Annotated in this window: 16 protein-coding genes; 8 read left to right on the top strand and 8 right to left on the bottom strand. The window is 71.0% G+C overall.

Going from position 1 to position 14,621, the window contains the following annotated elements:
- Window positions 1-58: 58 nt before the first annotated feature.
- Window positions 59-949 (top strand): NAD-dependent epimerase/dehydratase family protein, encoded by an 891-nt coding sequence (locus ACIBH1_RS13945; RefSeq protein WP_397314085.1) that lies wholly within the window; start codon window positions 59-61, stop codon window positions 947-949.
- Here the strand turns inward: ACIBH1_RS13945 and ACIBH1_RS13940 are convergent.
- Both ACIBH1_RS13940 and ACIBH1_RS13935 read right to left on the bottom strand, forming a co-directional pair.
- Complete coding sequence (locus ACIBH1_RS13940; protein WP_397314084.1) at window positions 896-2,815, bottom strand: FAD-dependent oxidoreductase; 1,920 nt, start codon at window positions 2,813-2,815, stop codon at window positions 896-898. The two genes, ACIBH1_RS13945 and ACIBH1_RS13940, sit on opposite strands and share 54 nt — an antisense overlap.
- A gap of 61 nt (window positions 2,816-2,876) precedes the next feature.
- Entirely contained in the window at window positions 2,877-3,785 is a 909-nt protein-coding gene (locus tag ACIBH1_RS13935; RefSeq protein ID WP_397314662.1) for a glycoside hydrolase family 11 protein, read from the bottom strand.
- A 165-nt stretch (window positions 3,786-3,950) separates the two neighbouring features.
- Here ACIBH1_RS13935 and ACIBH1_RS13930 point away from each other — a divergent pair, with 165 nt between their 5' ends.
- Entirely contained in the window at window positions 3,951-5,216 is a 1,266-nt protein-coding gene (locus ACIBH1_RS13930) for an MFS transporter (protein WP_397314083.1), read from the top strand.
- A gap of 43 nt (window positions 5,217-5,259) precedes the next feature.
- On the opposite strand, the gene ACIBH1_RS13925 is transcribed toward ACIBH1_RS13930, so the two are convergent.
- A complete protein-coding gene (locus ACIBH1_RS13925; protein ID WP_397314082.1) occupies window positions 5,260-5,622 on the bottom strand; it encodes a cupin domain-containing protein in 363 nt (120 codons plus the stop codon).
- Between the two features lie 44 nt (window positions 5,623-5,666).
- Complete coding sequence (locus ACIBH1_RS13920; protein ID WP_397314081.1) at window positions 5,667-5,903, bottom strand: SCO4226 family nickel-binding protein; 237 nt, start codon at window positions 5,901-5,903, stop codon at window positions 5,667-5,669.
- Window positions 5,904-6,029: 126 nt separating this feature from the next.
- Here ACIBH1_RS13920 and ACIBH1_RS13915 point away from each other — a divergent pair, with 126 nt between their 5' ends.
- Window positions 6,030-7,517, top strand: a complete 1,488-nt coding sequence (locus ACIBH1_RS13915; protein ID WP_397314080.1) for a cobyric acid synthase — start codon at window positions 6,030-6,032, stop codon at window positions 7,515-7,517.
- 89 nt (window positions 7,518-7,606) lie between these two features.
- Complete coding sequence (locus ACIBH1_RS13910) at window positions 7,607-8,488, top strand: class I SAM-dependent methyltransferase (protein ID WP_397314079.1); 882 nt, start codon at window positions 7,607-7,609, stop codon at window positions 8,486-8,488.
- A gap of 38 nt (window positions 8,489-8,526) precedes the next feature.
- Here the strand turns inward: ACIBH1_RS13910 and ACIBH1_RS13905 are convergent, their stop codons facing one another.
- Together ACIBH1_RS13905 and ACIBH1_RS13900 are read right to left on the bottom strand one after the other, a co-directional pair.
- The gene (locus ACIBH1_RS13905) at window positions 8,527-9,546 is read right to left on the bottom strand and encodes a 1-acyl-sn-glycerol-3-phosphate acyltransferase (protein ID WP_397314077.1); all 1,020 of its coding nucleotides are present in this window, start codon (window positions 9,544-9,546) and stop codon (window positions 8,527-8,529) included.
- A gap of 4 nt (window positions 9,547-9,550) precedes the next feature.
- Window positions 9,551-10,360: a patatin-like phospholipase family protein gene (locus ACIBH1_RS13900; protein WP_397314076.1), complete on the bottom strand. Its 810-nt coding sequence runs from the start codon at window positions 10,358-10,360 to the stop codon at window positions 9,551-9,553.
- A 17-nt stretch (window positions 10,361-10,377) separates the two neighbouring features.
- Here ACIBH1_RS13900 and ACIBH1_RS13895 point away from each other — a divergent pair, with 17 nt between their 5' ends.
- Window positions 10,378-10,575 carry an SHOCT domain-containing protein gene (locus tag ACIBH1_RS13895; RefSeq protein WP_397314075.1) on the top strand — a complete coding sequence of 66 codons (198 nt, stop codon included), beginning with the start codon at window positions 10,378-10,380 and terminating at the stop codon, window positions 10,573-10,575.
- Here ACIBH1_RS13895 and ACIBH1_RS13890 read toward each other — a convergent pair.
- Window positions 10,563-11,123: an ArsR/SmtB family transcription factor gene (locus ACIBH1_RS13890; RefSeq protein ID WP_397314074.1), complete on the bottom strand. Its 561-nt coding sequence runs from the start codon at window positions 11,121-11,123 to the stop codon at window positions 10,563-10,565. The two genes, ACIBH1_RS13895 and ACIBH1_RS13890, sit on opposite strands and share 13 nt — an antisense overlap.
- Here ACIBH1_RS13890 and ACIBH1_RS13885 point away from each other — a divergent pair.
- Genes ACIBH1_RS13885 through ACIBH1_RS13875 form a run of 3 tightly spaced genes read left to right on the top strand, consistent with a single transcriptional unit; the run spans window position 11,122 to window position 13,678 of the window.
- A complete protein-coding gene (locus ACIBH1_RS13885; protein WP_397314073.1) occupies window positions 11,122-12,006 on the top strand; it encodes an ABC transporter ATP-binding protein in 885 nt (294 codons plus the stop codon). The two genes, ACIBH1_RS13890 and ACIBH1_RS13885, sit on opposite strands and share 2 nt — an antisense overlap.
- On the top strand, window positions 12,003-12,788 hold the full coding sequence (locus ACIBH1_RS13880; RefSeq protein WP_397314072.1) for an ABC transporter permease subunit: 786 nt from the start codon (window positions 12,003-12,005) through the stop codon (window positions 12,786-12,788). Before ACIBH1_RS13885 ends, ACIBH1_RS13880 begins: the two co-directional genes overlap by 4 nt.
- Entirely contained in the window at window positions 12,788-13,678 is an 891-nt protein-coding gene (locus ACIBH1_RS13875) for a PucR family transcriptional regulator (protein WP_397314071.1), read from the top strand. Before ACIBH1_RS13880 ends, ACIBH1_RS13875 begins: the two co-directional genes overlap by 1 nt.
- Here ACIBH1_RS13875 and ACIBH1_RS13870 read toward each other — a convergent pair.
- Window positions 13,668-14,615, bottom strand: coding sequence for a quinone oxidoreductase family protein (locus ACIBH1_RS13870; protein WP_397314070.1), 948 nt, complete (start codon window positions 14,613-14,615; stop codon window positions 13,668-13,670). The two genes, ACIBH1_RS13875 and ACIBH1_RS13870, sit on opposite strands and share 11 nt — an antisense overlap.
- Between the last annotated feature and the right edge of the window lie 6 nt (window positions 14,616-14,621).

Genomic DNA, 14,621 nt, shown 5'->3' with positions numbered 1-14,621 from the left:
TGACGTGACACCGCACAATCGTCCGGAGTGAAACGCTGTTTCCCTCCGGAGGTGCTTCGTGCGGTGCGCGGTCATCGGGTGCGGGCATGTGGGGCTCGAGCTCGCCCGGCTTCTGACGGGTGCCGGGCATGTCGTGGTGGGGACGACCACGACACCTGGGCGAGTGGGCGAGCTGGCCGCGGTGTGTGCCGAGGTGGTGGTGCTGCGCGGCAGCGACCGCGAGGCGGTCGCGCGGGCCGTGGACGGGGCCGACGCGGTCGTGCTGACGGTCGGGCCGCGGCTGGCCAGAGCGGTCGACGCCGCGGCGAGGGAGGCGGAGTACACCGACACGCTGGTGACGACGGCTCGTACGGCGGTGGCGGTGCATGACAGGGTGGTGTTCGCGAGTTCGGGGTCGGTGTACGGCAGCGGCGTATCGAATGGCGCCGCTGGGGACGTGACTTCTGCTGCCGACGCTGGGGAACATCCCGTGGGCGCTGATGCCGTACTCGACGAGAGCGCACCCACCACCGACAGCTCCGACCCCTCACCGCGCTCCTATCTCGCCGCCGAGCGAGCGGTCCTGGCTAGTCCGGGTGGCGCCGTTGTGCGCATCCCCGACGTCCATGGGCATCCTGCGGACCTCGACTATCCGGCGCGGGTGCGTTTCGCCCACAGCCACATGGGCGGTGCCGTGCCGTTCGCTCCCGATGCGCTGCTCTACCGCATCGACTACCGGGACGCCGCCGCGGCGCTCACGTTCGTGGTGACCGAGGGGCTGACCGGCGTGTACAACGCCTACCCTGACGCGGAGATCCCGCCCACGAATGCCGAGGCGTTCGCCGCCATCTGCGATGCGGAAGGGCTGCCGCTGCTTACCTATCGCAGCCAGATCCGGCTTCCGGTGGTGCCGGTCTCATCGGCCAGACTCCGCGCGGCCGGGTTCCGTTTCGGCCACAAAGGCGGCTGAAGGCACTGAGGCGGCTGAAGTCAAGGAAGCCGCTGAGGCCGCTGAGCCGTCGATCTCGCCGCCTCCACTGCCGAGTGATCGTCCCACCAGGCGCCCGAACGCCATCGCCGGCGTGAGGCACATCCCCGAGCAGAACGCGTTTCCGTTGACGGCCGCCGACCCGATCACCTCACCCACCGCGTACAGCCCGGGAATGACCCGCCCGTCCGCCCGCCGCACCCGCAGCCGCTCATCCACGTCGACCCCCGCAAAGGTGATCAACGTGACCGGCCGGTTCTCGATCGCGTAGAACGGCGCCTCACCGATCACCGCCGGTAGATGGGTGCGCCCGAAGTCCTCGTCCACCCCCTCCCTCACCGCCGCGTTGTACCGCCGTACCTGCTCGGCGAGCCCGACGCCCGAGATTCCCGCGAGCGACGCCAGCTCCTCCAGCGTTCCCGCCCGATGCACCCCGCGCCGGTGCCCGCACGCGGCGTCCAGCTCTTGCGGTGACCACCCGTGCACCATCGGGGGTGACTCGCGTAATGCCCGGGCGTCGAAGATCATCCAGAACGTCATCCGCTCCAGCTTCATGAGAGCCCGTTCCTTGCGGTCGATGCTCGGTTCGTCCTCGGCCACCCAGCGCCGGCCGTGCCGGTCGACGTAGATCTCCCACGGCGGGCGTTCCTGGGCCACCAGGTGGGGGCGGTGTATCCAGTCGACGCGCGGATCGTCGTCGGACTCGGGCGGGAGGCCGCCGAAGGTCGGCAGGTATCGCCCCGTGCCCTGGAGCCCTGCGCCGATCCGCCTCGCCATCAGGAGCCCGGACCCGGTGGAGGTGGGTGCGGCCGAGGTGGTGAGTGGTGCGCCTTCCAGCTCGGCGAAGAGGTCGGCGTTGAAGCCGAACCCGCCGGTCGCCAGCACGACGGCCGCCGCCTCCCACCGCCGCCCGTCCGCGGTGATCACGCCTCTGACGACGATGCCGCCGTCGGCGGGGCCACCTGCGAGGGCGTCACCGTCGACGCTGCCACCGAGGGGGCCGCCGCCGGGGAGATCGGGGCGGAGGGGGTCGGGGCGGAGGGGGTCGGGGCGGAGAGGGCCGCCATCCAGAGGGCCGCCGCCGAGGGAGCCACCGCGGGGGGATCCGCCGCCAAGGGATCCGCCGCCAAGGGATCCGCCGCCAAGGGATCCGCCATCGACAAGGGCGCCATCGAGAGGGCCGTCACCGGGGACGCCGCAACCAAGCGAGCCCTTACCCAGCGAGTCGCCCTCAGGGGAGCCGCCGCCGAGAGGGTCGCCATCCAGAGGGCCGCCGCCGAGAGGGCCGTCATCGAGGGGGCCGCCGCCACCAGTGGGCGCGCCTCCGTCCGAGTCGTCCTCCACCAGCAGTTCCGCGACAGCCGTCCCACACAGCACCCGCACCCGCCCCCTCGCCACGTGCGGTTCCAGCAGCCGCCGCAGCGCGGCCAGCACCGCGGGCCCGCCGGGTGTCTCCGTCGCGTGCACTGTGCGCGGCGTCGTGTACGGCTCGTGCCCGTACACGATGCGCGGCGTCCCAGGGTCGGCGACGAACCCGCCCCCTGCCAGCCACTCCAGCACCGCTGGCTGCTCGGCCAGCGACAACCGCGTCAGGTCCTCCCGCCCCGTCCCCCGGTTGATGCGCACGATGTCCGCATAATGCCGTTCCGGGTCGTCCTCGATCCCGCGCTCACGCTGCGCCGAGAAGCCGCCCGCCGACAGGTGGCCTCCGGAGTACGGCAGCGCCCCGCCGATGTCGGCGGCCTGCTCGAGCACCAGCACCCGGCTGCCCGCGTCCGCCGCGGCGATGGCGCACGCCAGCCCGCCGGGTCCGGCCCCGACCACGATCACATCCCACCGCATCCTCATCCTTGATGGATACAGTGTTTCCTCAGACGTGACAACAGTCGGGACCGGCGCACCCCCGGAGTCAGCCCGTGCTGCACGACACCGTCGGCCAGGTCCTGTTGCCGTTGTGCTGGATCGTCACCCCCCAGTTGTTGCCGCTCCCGTTGGGTCTGGCCGTCAGCACCTGGGCGCTGGGATAGGCGGCGCTGATGTTCCACGAGGCGATGATCTTCGCCGGTGAGGGCACGTTCATGGTCACGGTCCACGTGCTGGAGCCGCTGACCGACACGTTGAGGTTGTAGCGGTCGCTCCACTGCTGCCCAGCGGAGAGCGTCGCCGTACAACCGCCGCCACCACCTCCGCCGCCCCCGGACCCGCCGGCGGTGATGTTGGAGTTGCCGCTGCTCTGGTAGCCCTCCGTCGCCATGATCATGTAGTCATGGCTGCCCAGGCTCATGCCGTTCCTGGACCAGGCGTCGAAGTGGTTGCCCGAGGTGATCGTCCCGCCGGTGCGCTTGGACTGGCGCACGCTCCAGTACTGGTTGAACGTCCGGTTGCCCTCGATGGAGGGGGCGTTGTAGCGGGTCGTCTGGTAGATGTCGTACGTCCCGCCGTCGCTGGTCACGGTGCCCTTGTACGTCCCGGTGGGTCGATAGGTGCCCCAGTTGTCGACGATGTAGTACTCCACGAGCGGATTGCGCGTCCACCCGTAGAGCGTCAGGTAGGCGTTGCCCGAGGGATTGAAGCTCCCCGAGTAGCTCACGCTACGGCGACCGCCCGTGCTCCAGCCCTTGCCGGCCACGAAGTTGCCCGTGTTGCTCCACGAGGTCCGGTAGTTGCCTCCCGTGGAGAGGGTCATGGAGACCGTGCCGGGGCTGTCGGTCCAGAAGGAGTAGAAATAGCCGTTGTCGTTGCCGGTCTGGTTGGAGGTGATGGTCGTGTCGGCGTGGGCGCCGCTGGGCAGAGTGATCGCGGCGAGGATGAGCGCCATGACGCAGGCGCTGCGCACGAGTCGCCGGATCCAGGGGATGTCGTTCAAGAGCGGCTACCTTCCCGTGAGGACAGAAATTATCGGTAGAGTCATGAAACTATCTACACCCTGTCAACCTCATGCCCACCGAAGTCCGGCATGTCACTCCGAATCACCAGGTAGAACATGAGGAGCGGGCCACTCTCGACCCTGAAACTTTCGAAGCACCGCGACTTCCGTCTGTTATGGGCGGGGCAGACGACGAGTGCGCTCGGCAGCGAGGTGTCCACCCTCGCCATCCCGCTGATCGCGGGGCTGCTGCTCAACGCCTCCCCGATGGAGCTCGGTCTGCTGACGGCCGCCAGGAAGGCCCCGGTGCTGTTCGCGTCGCTGCCGGCCGGGGCGCTGGCCGACCGGTGGCGCAAGCGGCCGATCATGATCTGGAGCCTGACCCTCTCGGGCCTGATCATGCTGACCCTGCCCCTGGCCGCGATGGCCGGCGTGCTCACGATCGCGCACCTCTGGACGGTCGCCCTGCTCGCCGGCATCTGCGAGGTGTTCTACTCCCCGGCCTACCAGACCTACCCGCTGCTCATCCTCGGTCCCGAACGGATCATGGAGGGCAACGCCAAGCTCACCACCACGATCACCGTCTCGGGCATGTCCGGCCCCGCCCTGAGCGGGGTGCTGATCGGCCTCCTCGGCCCGGCCAAGGCGGTGCTCGTCGACGCGGCCTCGTTCCTGGCGGCGGCGGCGACGATGGCCTTCATCCGCACCCAGGAACCGGATCCGGAGCCCCGTGACCGTAGGGGACTGCGCCGCGAGATCGCCGAGGGGCTGCGGTACGTCGTGCGCCACCCGGTGATCGGCCCCCTGCTGTTCGGCATGGCGACGATCAGCTTCTGCCTGGCGGGGACGGGAGCGCTGGAGATCACCTACCTGGCGCGCGAGCTCGGCTGGTCGAGCCAGGCGCTCGGCCTGGTCTTCGGTGCCAGCATGCTGGGCGGCCTGGCCGGCGGCATGCTCGCCAGACCTCTCACCGACCGGTACGGCATGGCGCGGGTGCTGATCGGTGCGGCACTCGCGTACCCGCTCTTCGTGGCGCCCATCGGCCTGATCGGGCCCGGCCTGGCCGGTCAGATCGTGCTGGGGGTGTCGTGGGGGTTGCTGCTGGTGGCGGCGATCGTCTTCCAGAGCGTGCAGAAGAGCCTGCGGCAGCTGCTGACACCTCCCGAGATGCAGGGGAGGCTGGCGGCGTCGGCGCGCTGGATCACGTGGGGAGCCAGCCCGCTGGGGGCGGTGCTGGCGGGTGCGCTGGCCACGTGGGCGGGGATGCGGGTGACGTTGCTGGTGTTCGCGGCGGGGTTGCTCGCGGGGCCGGTGGTGGTGCGGCGGATCGTCAAGCCGCTGGCACTCGTGCAGGTCCCGGACGGGCGCAGCTCGCCCGCCTAGGTACGGCGGAGCAGACCGCTCCGCCGTACACGGAACGGCCGTCTCAGTCGGACGGGGCCTTGGCGTACTCGTCGGCGCCGCCGGCGAAGTCGTAGGCCACGGCCTGCTCGTCGCCCACCACCCAGGCGTCGTGGCCGGGCGGGCAGACGAACACGTCGCCGGGGCCCACCTCGGACTCGGTGCCGTCACGCATGCGCAGGCGGATGCGGCCCTGGACGACGAAGCCGTTGTGGTGGACCTCGCACAGCTCGGTGCCGGCGATCGGCCCGACCGACTCCGACCACTTCCACCCCGGTTCCAGCGTGATGACGCCGAAGCTGAGGCCGCTGAGCCCCAGCACCTCGAGATGGCCGTGCGGGAAGTCGCGGCGTTCGTCGGGCTTGTCGATGTTCTTGATCTCGATCATGCTCTTCGTCCCCTTTCGTACTGATGGGGAGAATGTCCGAGCAGTCAGATGGTCAGCGGCACGGGGTGGATCTCGTCGGCAGGGTGTCCCGCACGCTGGTGGATGCGCTGGACGGCGGCGGCGTCCGGCGCCTCGGACAGGCAGTAGACGACGCCGGAGTCCGGGTCGGCCCACGCCTGCTCGAAAGTGACCTGCTCTTCCCCTTGGATGGCCAGGTCGGCATCGTGGGCCTGCTTGAGCTGGTCCGCGGTGATGCCGGTCATGCCATGGTGGACATCCATGAACTTCATGGTTCCTCCCGGTTCATATCCATCCCAGCGTAGATCCGACCCGCGCCACCGGTTCCCCTCTGTTGGTTCAAGCCTGTCTATGGTCGGGCCTCCTCGTGTTCACGCTACTTTGGCAGCGTGAAGGGTGCATTGCTGGTCGCTGGGACGACATCGGACGCGGGCAAGAGCGTGGTCACCGCGGGTATCTGCCGCTGGCTGGCGCGGCAGGGCGTGCGGGTGGCGCCGTACAAGGCGCAGAACATGTCGCTCAACTCGTTCGTGACGGCCGACGGCGCGGAGATCGGGCGGGCGCAGGCGATGCAGGCGCAGGCGGCCGGGCTGGAGCCGGTGGCCGACATGAACCCGATCCTGCTGAAGCCGGGCAGCGACCGGCGCAGCCAGGTGGTGCTGATGGGCCGGCCGGTGGCCGACGTCGACGCGCTGGAGTACGGGGCGTTCCGCGACAGGCTGCGCCGGGCGGCCCTGGAGTCGCTCGACCGGCTGCGCGCCGCCTACGACGTGGTGATCTGCGAAGGGGCGGGCAGCCCGGCGGAGATCAACCTGCGGGCGGGCGACATCGCGAACATGGGGCTGGCGCGCGCGGCCGACCTGCCGGTGGTGGTTGTGGGCGACATCGACCGCGGCGGCGTCTTCGCCGCCTTCTATGGGACGGTCGCGCTGCTGGAGGAGGCGGATCAGGCGCACATCGCGGGCTTCGTGGTCAACAAGTTCCGCGGCGCGGTCGAGCTCCTGCGGCCCGGCCTCGACACGATCGAGCAACTGACCGGCCGGCAGGTCTACGGGGTGCTGCCCTGGCTCGACGGGCTGTGGCTGGACGTCGAGGACTCCCTGGCGCTCGACAACCGCCAGGTGCAGTCCCGCGAGCCGTACGGCAGGCAGACCCTGAGGGTGGCGGTGGTACGGCTGCCGCGCATCTCCAACTTCACCGATCTCGACGCCCTGGCCTGCGAGCCGGGTGTGGTGGTGCGCTTCGTCACCTCGCCGGCCGAGCTCGACGACGCCGACCTGGTGGTGCTGCCGGGCTCGCGGGCCACGGTCGACGACCTGGCCTGGCTGCGCGAGCGCGGCCTGGCCGACGCCCTGGCCGCCAGGAAGGGCCCGATGCTGGGGATCTGCGGCGGCTTCCAGATGCTGAGCCACGAGATCTCGGACGAGGTGGAGTCGAAGGCGGGTGTCGTCCCCGGGCTCGGGCTGCTGCCCGCCACGGTGGCCTTCCGTCCCGACAAGACGCTCGCCCGCCCGGAGGGCTCCTGGCGCGGCCACGAGGTGAGGGCCTACGAGATCCACCACGGCGTCGTCACGGTGTCGGGCGGCGAGCCGTTCCTCGACGGGTGCCGCGAGGGTGACGTGTTCGGCACCACGTGGCACGGGGCGCTGGAGAACGACGCGTTCAGGCGTGCCTTCCTGCGGGAGGTGGCGGCGCTGTCGGGGCGCGACTTCACCGCCGACCCCGGCACGTGCTTCGCAGACCTGCGCGAGGAGCGCCTCGACGCGCTCGGCGACCTCGTCGAGCGGCACCTCGACACCGACGCCCTGCTGAGGCTCATCGAGCAGGGCACGGGACCGGTGCCGACCCTCCCCCCGGCCGGCAGGCCGCCGTCCTAACACACCCGGCAGGAAAGGCCGCAGGTCTCAAGACGCCCGGCCGGAAAACCGATGGCTCGCCCGCGTCCCCGATGGCTAGCCTCGCACCCATGCCCTACGAGCACCCCCTGGCCTACATCCTCGGCGTGGAGGGCCTGGCCCTGCTCCGTGCCTACACCGGCGAGCACGACGCCCGCTTCGTGGAGGAGCGCCTGGCCGAGATCAGGAAGCTCCTCGACGACGACGACCTGCGCCCGGTCGAGGTCACCACGATCGACACGCGCGAGGGCTACCGCCTCTGGTCGGCGACCTACGACGGGCCCAACTCGGCGTTCGACTCCGACGAGCCGCGCATCGACGCGATCCTCGACACCCTGCCCGCGGGTGACGCCCTCGACGCCGCCTGCGGCACCGGCCGCCTGGCCGCCAGGCTCGCGGGGCGCGGCCACCGGGTGACCGGGCTGGACAGCTCGCCGGAGATGCTCGAAAGGGCGCGGCGGCGGGTCCCCGGTGGCGCCTTCCTGGAGGGCGACCTGACCGCGATCCCGCTGCCGGACGGCTCCGTCGACCTGGTCACCTGCTCGCTGGCGCTGACGCACGTGCGCGACCTGGGTCCGGTGTTCGCCGAGTTCGGGCGGGTGCTGCGCCCCGGCGGGCAGCTGGTGATCTCCGACATGCACCCCGAGAGCGTGTTTCGCGGCCACATCCCCTTGATGCGGCTGCCGGACGGGCGTCCGGTCCGGGTGGCCAGCCACCGTCACCTCATCGGCGACTACATCAGGGCGGGGCTGGCGGCGGGTCTGCAGGTGCGGCGGTGCGAGGAGCCCAGTTCGCCGGGCTACGCGGACATGGGACCGGCGCCGGAGCCGGCGACCGGGCCCGGCCCGTGGGAGGGCTGGCCGTGGAGCCTGACCGACCTCGTCCCCGTCGCTTCCCGCGCGGCGGCCGCGGACATCCCGTACCTGGTCGTCTGGCAGTTCGAGCGTGCGTAGGGAACGGCCCGTCTGGCAGTTCGAGCGCGCGTAGGACCCTAGGGCCCCACCCGCTTGGTGGAGGTGATCCACTCGTCGATGGCCTCCCACTGGTCGTAGAGCCAGGAGATGCGGTCCTCCTTGGGCACCTCGTCGGCGGGCACCCGCCACCACTTGGCGGTGATCTGCGCCCGCACGGGCAATTGGCGCCAGACGTCGCCGATGGTGATGAGGTGGTCGAGCCCGGTGTGGGCCACGAAGATCACGTCGGCGGCCGGGCAGGCCTCGATGGCGGCGATGGCCCCGCCGGGACGCGGCGGCAGCAGGTGGTCGAGGTTGTCGGCGCGCTTGGCCTCGGCGGACAGGCCGCGCTCCTCCAGGCGCTGGACGGCGGCGCGTTTGCGGCGCGGGGTGAAGTTGCCGCCCTCCGGGAAGATCACCAGGGCGTCGTCGGAGTCCATGCCCGCGGCCAGGCGGCGGATCTCGGTCAGGATGCCGCTCTCGCTCACCTTGCGCGGCACGAAGGCGTTGGGCAGCCGGTTGATCAGCACGTCGAGCGAGGGATCGAACTGCAGGGCGGCCTTCATCACGATGCGCGGCTGCCTGCCGTACCTGGCGAGCAGGTGGTGGACGAGCAGGAAGGAGTCGCCTGGACCGGCATGCCTGGCCAGCACGATCACGGGCCGGGTGAGCCTGGCGGCCTGTTCGTCGGAGGTCAGGACGGGTTCCTCCACGGTGACGCTGAGCTGGAAGATCACCACGGCGGCGCCGTACACCTTGCCCAGGAACCAGCGGATGAGCGCGTAGTGCCGTTCCTGGAACTCGTCGCGGCGCAACCGCCCGCCCAGGCCGCTGGCCACCCACAGGCCCAGGCTGGCGATCAGCACGCCGCACTCCAGGACCAGCCAGGCCACCCCGAACCACAGGAAGCGGGCGCCGCGGCGTTGCGGGGGCGGCAGCCGTAAGGACACCGCGGTGATCACGACGAGCCACAGCGGCAGTGTGAGGATCACGGCCACGGTGAGCACCAGGACGAGCGGGGCGAGGATCAGGCGCCGCAGGATGCGCGGAGGAAGCACCCTTTCATACTGCGCTTGTCCGGAGATATCGGGAAGAAGCCGCGTAAGCCTGATCTATCCACGCCGAGATTCTCGACAGGTCCCGATAGCGGAAGGGCGAGGTCGGAGCCGTGGAGCCGGTCGGCAGCACGTGCACCTCGACATCGCCGGGAAGCGACTCCATCTCCTCCCCGAACCGGTGCCGCCGCGCGATCTCGAACGCCACCAGCCCCACCTCCCACGGGCGGCGCGGCGCCCGCAGCGGATGCTCGACGCGCCCGACGTGCAGCACGAAGATCCGCCGGGCCCCCAGCTGTACGGCACGGCCGACCGGGATGCTGTGCACCAGCCCCCCGTCGAAGAAGTGCTGCCCGTCGAGGCGCACCGGCGGCAGCAGCCCCGGCACCGCGCACGAGGCCAGCACCGAGTCGACCAGGGGCCCCGAGGTGAACCAGTGCGCCCTGGCCTTCTCCACGGAGGCAGCCACGCACTGGAAGGGCACGGGCAGCTCCTCGATGGCCTGGAAGGGCACCACGGAGGAGAGCAGGGAGCGCAGGGGGCCGATGGGATGCAGGTGGGTGCCGGTGCGGGCCAGCGTCGAGAGCCGTGTCAGGAAATTTCCGGCGAAGGCGGTGCGCACCACGTCCGACAACCACAATGACGTCAGCTGCTTGACCGCATCGCCGCCGCAGGCCACCAGAGCGCCGTTCAGCGCCCCGATGGAGGTGCCCAGCACCAGGTCGGGCCGGATGCCCGCCTCCTCCAGCGCACGCAGCATGCCGACCTCGTGCGCGCCCAGCACGCCGCCGCCACCGAGAACGAAAGCCGTCTCCACCCGTCTATCATCGGGGTATGGGCAGACTGCTGGTGGTCCTGTTCGTCATCGCGGTGATCGCCGTGGTGGTGATCGGCATCATGCTGGCCGCTCAGCGCCGCGCCGTCTCCCGGCAGGAGAGCCCGCGCGAGATCCTCAAACGACGCTACGCCGCCGGTGAGATCGACGAGGACGAATACCTCCGCCGCATGTCAGGCCTCGATCAAGACTGGTGAGCCACGTCGACCGCGGCCGCCGCCAGGGCGAGCACCGGCACGACGCACTTCGGCGGCACCCGGTAGACCCCGCGTTCCGGCTGGTCGACCAGGCCGGCGGAGGTGAGGGTCTTGAGGTGGTGGTAGAGCTGCCCCTGCGAGGCGAGCCCCAGCGACTCCTGCAGCTCGACGACGCCCTTGGGCCCGGCCACCAGCAGCTGCAGGATGCGGAAACGCGCCGGGTGCCCGGCCGCGGCCAGCACGCCCGACAGGGGAGCGCTGGGCTGCTCGACCAGCCACTCGGGGGTGCGGCGCATCTCCCAGGTGTAGCCGTAGCCGCCCAGCCTGACCTCGCCGCCGTAGCCGACGACCCCCGAGTCGCCCGTCGCCGGGCTCGCCTTGAACCCTTCGAGGGCGGCGATCCGTGCCTCCAGCTCCGCGAGCCGTTCTTCCACGCTGGCCATAGCGCCCCAGCGTAATCTTGCCGGTTCCCGGAAGCCGAACGGCCTGCCGTACTGCCGGATCCTGGCCCTGACATGCGCGGCGCGGGCCAGCACCATCGGGGGCATGACCGCAGTCGTGGAGACCGAGGGCCTGACCAAGTTCTACGGCAGGCGCCGCGGCCTGGAGGACCTGAACCTGACCATCCAGCCGGGCGAGGTCTTCGGCTATCTGGGCCCCAACGGGGCGGGCAAGACGACCACGCTCCGGCTGCTGCTCGACGTGATCAGGCCGACCAGGGGCACGGCGCGCGTGCTCGGCGAGAGCAGCCGCGATCCCGGCGTGCGCCGCCGCGTCGGCTACCTGCCGGGCGAGCTGGCGCTGGAGGGACGCGAGAAGGCCCGCGACTACCTGCGCCTCCTGGCCAGGGTCAGGGGCGGCGTGTCCTGGCACCGCGTCGAGGCGCTGGCCGAACGCCTGGACGCCGACCTGGGCGTGCCGATGCGCAAGCTCTCCAAGGGCAACAAGCAGAAGATCGGCCTGATCCAGGCGTTCATGCACGAGCCGGAGTTCCTCATCCTGGACGAGCCGACCGCCGGGCTCGACCCGCTGGTGCAGCAGGAGTTCCTCACGATGGTGCGCGAGGTGCGCACCTCGGGGCGCACGGTGCTGATGTCGTCGCACATGCTGGCCGAGGTGGAGAGCGTCTCCGACCGCGTCGGCATCGTGCGCGACGGCCGGCTGGTGGCGGTGGAGAACGTGACCGCGCTGCGCGAGAAGGCGGTGCGACGGGTGGAGTTCCACTTCGACGCGCCCGTGCCGCAGGAGGCCTTCGCCGGCCTGCCCGGCGTGCGCGAGCTGCGGGTCGAGGGCGCCGCGTTGTCGTGCACGATCGACGGCCGCCCTGACGCGCTCATCAAGGCCGCCGCCAAGTACACCGTCGTGCACCTGGTCAGCGCCGAGCCCGACCTCGAAGAGATCTTCCTGACGTACTACAGCGAGGAATCATGATCGCCAAGACGCTCCGTGAGTACCGGAGGATGCTGATCGGCTGGACGATCGGCATCAGCCTCTTCGTCGCGATGTACACGAGCATCTACTCCAGCATGGACCGCAACACCCTCAGCGAGGCCGTGATCGCCAAGTATCCGGGGGCGCTGCGCGACCTGATGGGCGGCATGCAGGACCTGACCACCCCGCTGGGCTACCTCAGCTCGGTCGTCTACCAGCTGTTCGTGCCGCTGCTGTTCGCCATCATGGCGATGCTCCTGGCCAACCGGGCGATCGCCGAGCCGGAGGAGAACGGCACGCTGGAGCTGACCGTCACCCTGCCCATCGACCGCAAACGCCTGCTGCTCGAACGGTTCGCCGCGATGGTGCTCGTCCTGCTGATCACGGCCGTGTTGACCGGGGTCGTCGTGATCGCGCTGGTGAGCGGGCTCGACTTCGGCGTGCCTGTCGGCAACGTGCTGGCCGGGCATTTGGGCGTGTTCCTGCTGGCGCTGTTCCTCGGCACGGTCACCCTGTTCTGCGGCGCGGCCACCGGCCGCAAGGCGATCGGGACGAGCGCCATGGGCGTCTGGGCGGCGGGCGGATACGTGGTCGTCACCGTCGGCAAGAACGTCGAGGCGATCTCCTGGCTGCGGTGGGTCTCGCCCTGGCACTACTACTCCGGGGCCAGGCCCCTCTACACCGGCGTGCCGGTCGGGGACTACCTTGTCCTGGGCGGCGCGGCGGCGGTGCTGCTCCTGACCGCCGTCCTGGCCTTCGACAGGCGTGATGTAGGAGTCTGATGGATCTCAAGGCGGCCGGGCGGCAAGCCGCCGAGGACGGGGTCCCGCTCCGCGAGATCGTGGCCGCCGCCATCCCCGACGACGCCGTGCGCAAGCGGGTGCTGGCGCTCATCGAGGGATACGAGGCGGCCCAGCTCGACGCGCTGCGCGCCGAGCACGAGGCCCGTCACGAGTTCGTCGCCGACCTGCTCCAGGGCAGGGCGGAGCGGCTGGCCGAGCGGGCCGAGCACTTCGGGCTGCGCCTGGCCGAGTCGTACACGGTCGCGGTGGCCTCGGGCGTGACCGGAGACCTGCCGCGGATCATCGAGGAGGCGCTGACCGCCCGCTTCGGCTCGCACAACGTGCTCGTCGCCGTCCGCGACGGCCTGCTGGCCTGCGTGGCGCCCGCCACGCTGACCGCTGCGCTGGGGGAGTTCACCTACCACGTGCGCACCCGCTTCCCGGAAGGCTGGCGGGTGGGCGTCGGCCGCCCGCACCGGGGGCCGGGCGGGGTGGTCACCTCCTTCAGGGAGGCGGCCAACGCGCTGGAGCTGGCCGATCGGCTCGGTCTCAGACCGGCCGTGGTCAAGGCGGCCGACCTGCTGGTCTTCCCGGTGCTGCTGCGCGACCGCGAGGCCATCGAGGACCTGGTCACCACCGTGCTCAGCCCGCTGCTGCAGGCACGAGGCGGTGCCGAGCCGCTGCTGGAGACCCTGGAGGCGATCTTCGCCGCCCAGGGCAACCAGGCGGCGGCCGCGCGGCGCCTGGGCATCAGCACGCGCGCGGTCACCTACCGCCTGGAGCGCATCCGCCGCCTGACCGGGTTCGCGCCCGACGACCCGACCCAGCGCTTCACGCTGGAGACGGCGGTGCTCGGCGCCCGGCTGCTCGACTGGCCGCCTAGGGGATGAGCAGCAGCTTGCCGGTGGTACGGCGGGCGGCCAGGTCCTCGTGCGCCCTGGACGCCTCGGACAGCGGGTAACGCTCGGAGACGTTGATCTTCAGCTCGCCCTTGGCGACCCAGTCGAAGACCTCCCTGGCCCGCCACAGCAGTTCCTCGCGCTCGGCCACGTAGTGCACGAGGGAGGGGCGGGTCAGGAAGATCGAGCCCTGGCGGTTGAGCAACTGCGGGTCCATGGGCGGCACGGCGCCGCTGGCTCCGCCGTACAGCACCATGAGGCCGCGCGGACGGACGGCGACCAGGCTGCCGTCGAAGGTGGAGGCGCCGACGCCGTCGTAGACGACGTCCATGCTGTCGCGCAGGGTGTCGGCGAAGGAGTCGTAGGTGTGCACCTCGTCGGCGCCGGCCGCGCGGGCCAGCTCGGCCTTGGCCTCGCTGGAGACGGTCGTGTGCACGGTGGCGCCGTGCAGCTTGGACAGCTGGATGAGCAGCTGGCCCATGCCGCCCGCGCCCGCGTGCACGAGAACCCGTTCGCCCGCCTTGACCTCGTGAGCCGAGCGGACCAGGAAGTGCGCGGTCATGCCCTGGAGCAGCGCGGCGGCGGCCAGGTCGGGGGCCAGGCCGTCGGGGACCGGAACCAGCCGGTCGGCGGCGATGACGGCCTTCTCCGCGTAGCTGCCCAGGATGTTGACCCAGCCGACCGTGTCGCCCACGGAGACGCCGGTGACGCCCTCGCCGACCGCCGAGACGGTGCCCGCGCCCTCCGAGCCGATCGGGCTGGGCAGCTGGACCGGGTAGACGCCCGAGCGGTGGTAGATGTCGATGAAGTTGACGCCGCTCGCGGCGACGTCGACCACCACCTGCCCGGGCCCCGGCGTGGGGTCGGGGTGCTCGGCGTATTCAAGGACCTCGGGGCCGCCCTGGGCGGAGATGACAATCGCTCGCATGAAGCG

Origin of the sequence: Nonomuraea sp. NPDC050663 (assembly GCF_044456985.1) — a bacterium.
Taxonomy (GTDB): Bacteria; Actinomycetota; Actinomycetes; order Streptosporangiales; family Streptosporangiaceae; genus Nonomuraea.
Note: the sequence above shows the minus strand (reverse complement) of the source record. Positions and strands in the feature narration are given on the sequence as shown.

What these genes read in the sequence shown, in the direction of transcription:
- ACIBH1_RS13885 (WP_397314073.1), top strand. Translation starts at nt 11,122, where the DNA reads ATGACCGCAGTCGTGGAGACCGAGGGCCTGACCAAGTTCTACGGCAGG.
- ACIBH1_RS13880 (WP_397314072.1), top strand. Translation starts at nt 12,003, where the DNA reads ATGATCGCCAAGACGCTCCGTGAGTACCGGAGGATGCTGATCGGCTGG.
- ACIBH1_RS13930 (WP_397314083.1), top strand. Translation starts at nt 3,951, where the DNA reads ATGAGGAGCGGGCCACTCTCGACCCTGAAACTTTCGAAGCACCGCGAC.
- ACIBH1_RS13895 (WP_397314075.1), top strand. Translation starts at nt 10,378, where the DNA reads ATGGGCAGACTGCTGGTGGTCCTGTTCGTCATCGCGGTGATCGCCGTG.
- ACIBH1_RS13920 (WP_397314081.1), bottom strand. Translation starts at nt 5,903, where the DNA reads ATGGATGTCCACCATGGCATGACCGGCATCACCGCGGACCAGCTCAAG.
- ACIBH1_RS13870 (WP_397314070.1), bottom strand. Translation starts at nt 14,615, where the DNA reads ATGCGAGCGATTGTCATCTCCGCCCAGGGCGGCCCCGAGGTCCTTGAA.
- ACIBH1_RS13875 (WP_397314071.1), top strand. Translation starts at nt 12,788, where the DNA reads ATGGATCTCAAGGCGGCCGGGCGGCAAGCCGCCGAGGACGGGGTCCCG.
- ACIBH1_RS13935 (WP_397314662.1), bottom strand. Translation starts at nt 3,785, where the DNA reads ATGGCGCTCATCCTCGCCGCGATCACTCTGCCCAGCGGCGCCCACGCC.
- ACIBH1_RS13890 (WP_397314074.1), bottom strand. Translation starts at nt 11,123, where the DNA reads ATGCCCCCGATGGTGCTGGCCCGCGCCGCGCATGTCAGGGCCAGGATC.
- ACIBH1_RS13925 (WP_397314082.1), bottom strand. Translation starts at nt 5,622, where the DNA reads ATGATCGAGATCAAGAACATCGACAAGCCCGACGAACGCCGCGACTTC.
- ACIBH1_RS13910 (WP_397314079.1), top strand. Translation starts at nt 7,607, where the DNA reads ATGCCCTACGAGCACCCCCTGGCCTACATCCTCGGCGTGGAGGGCCTG.
- ACIBH1_RS13940 (WP_397314084.1), bottom strand. Translation starts at nt 2,815, where the DNA reads ATGAGGATGCGGTGGGATGTGATCGTGGTCGGGGCCGGACCCGGCGGG.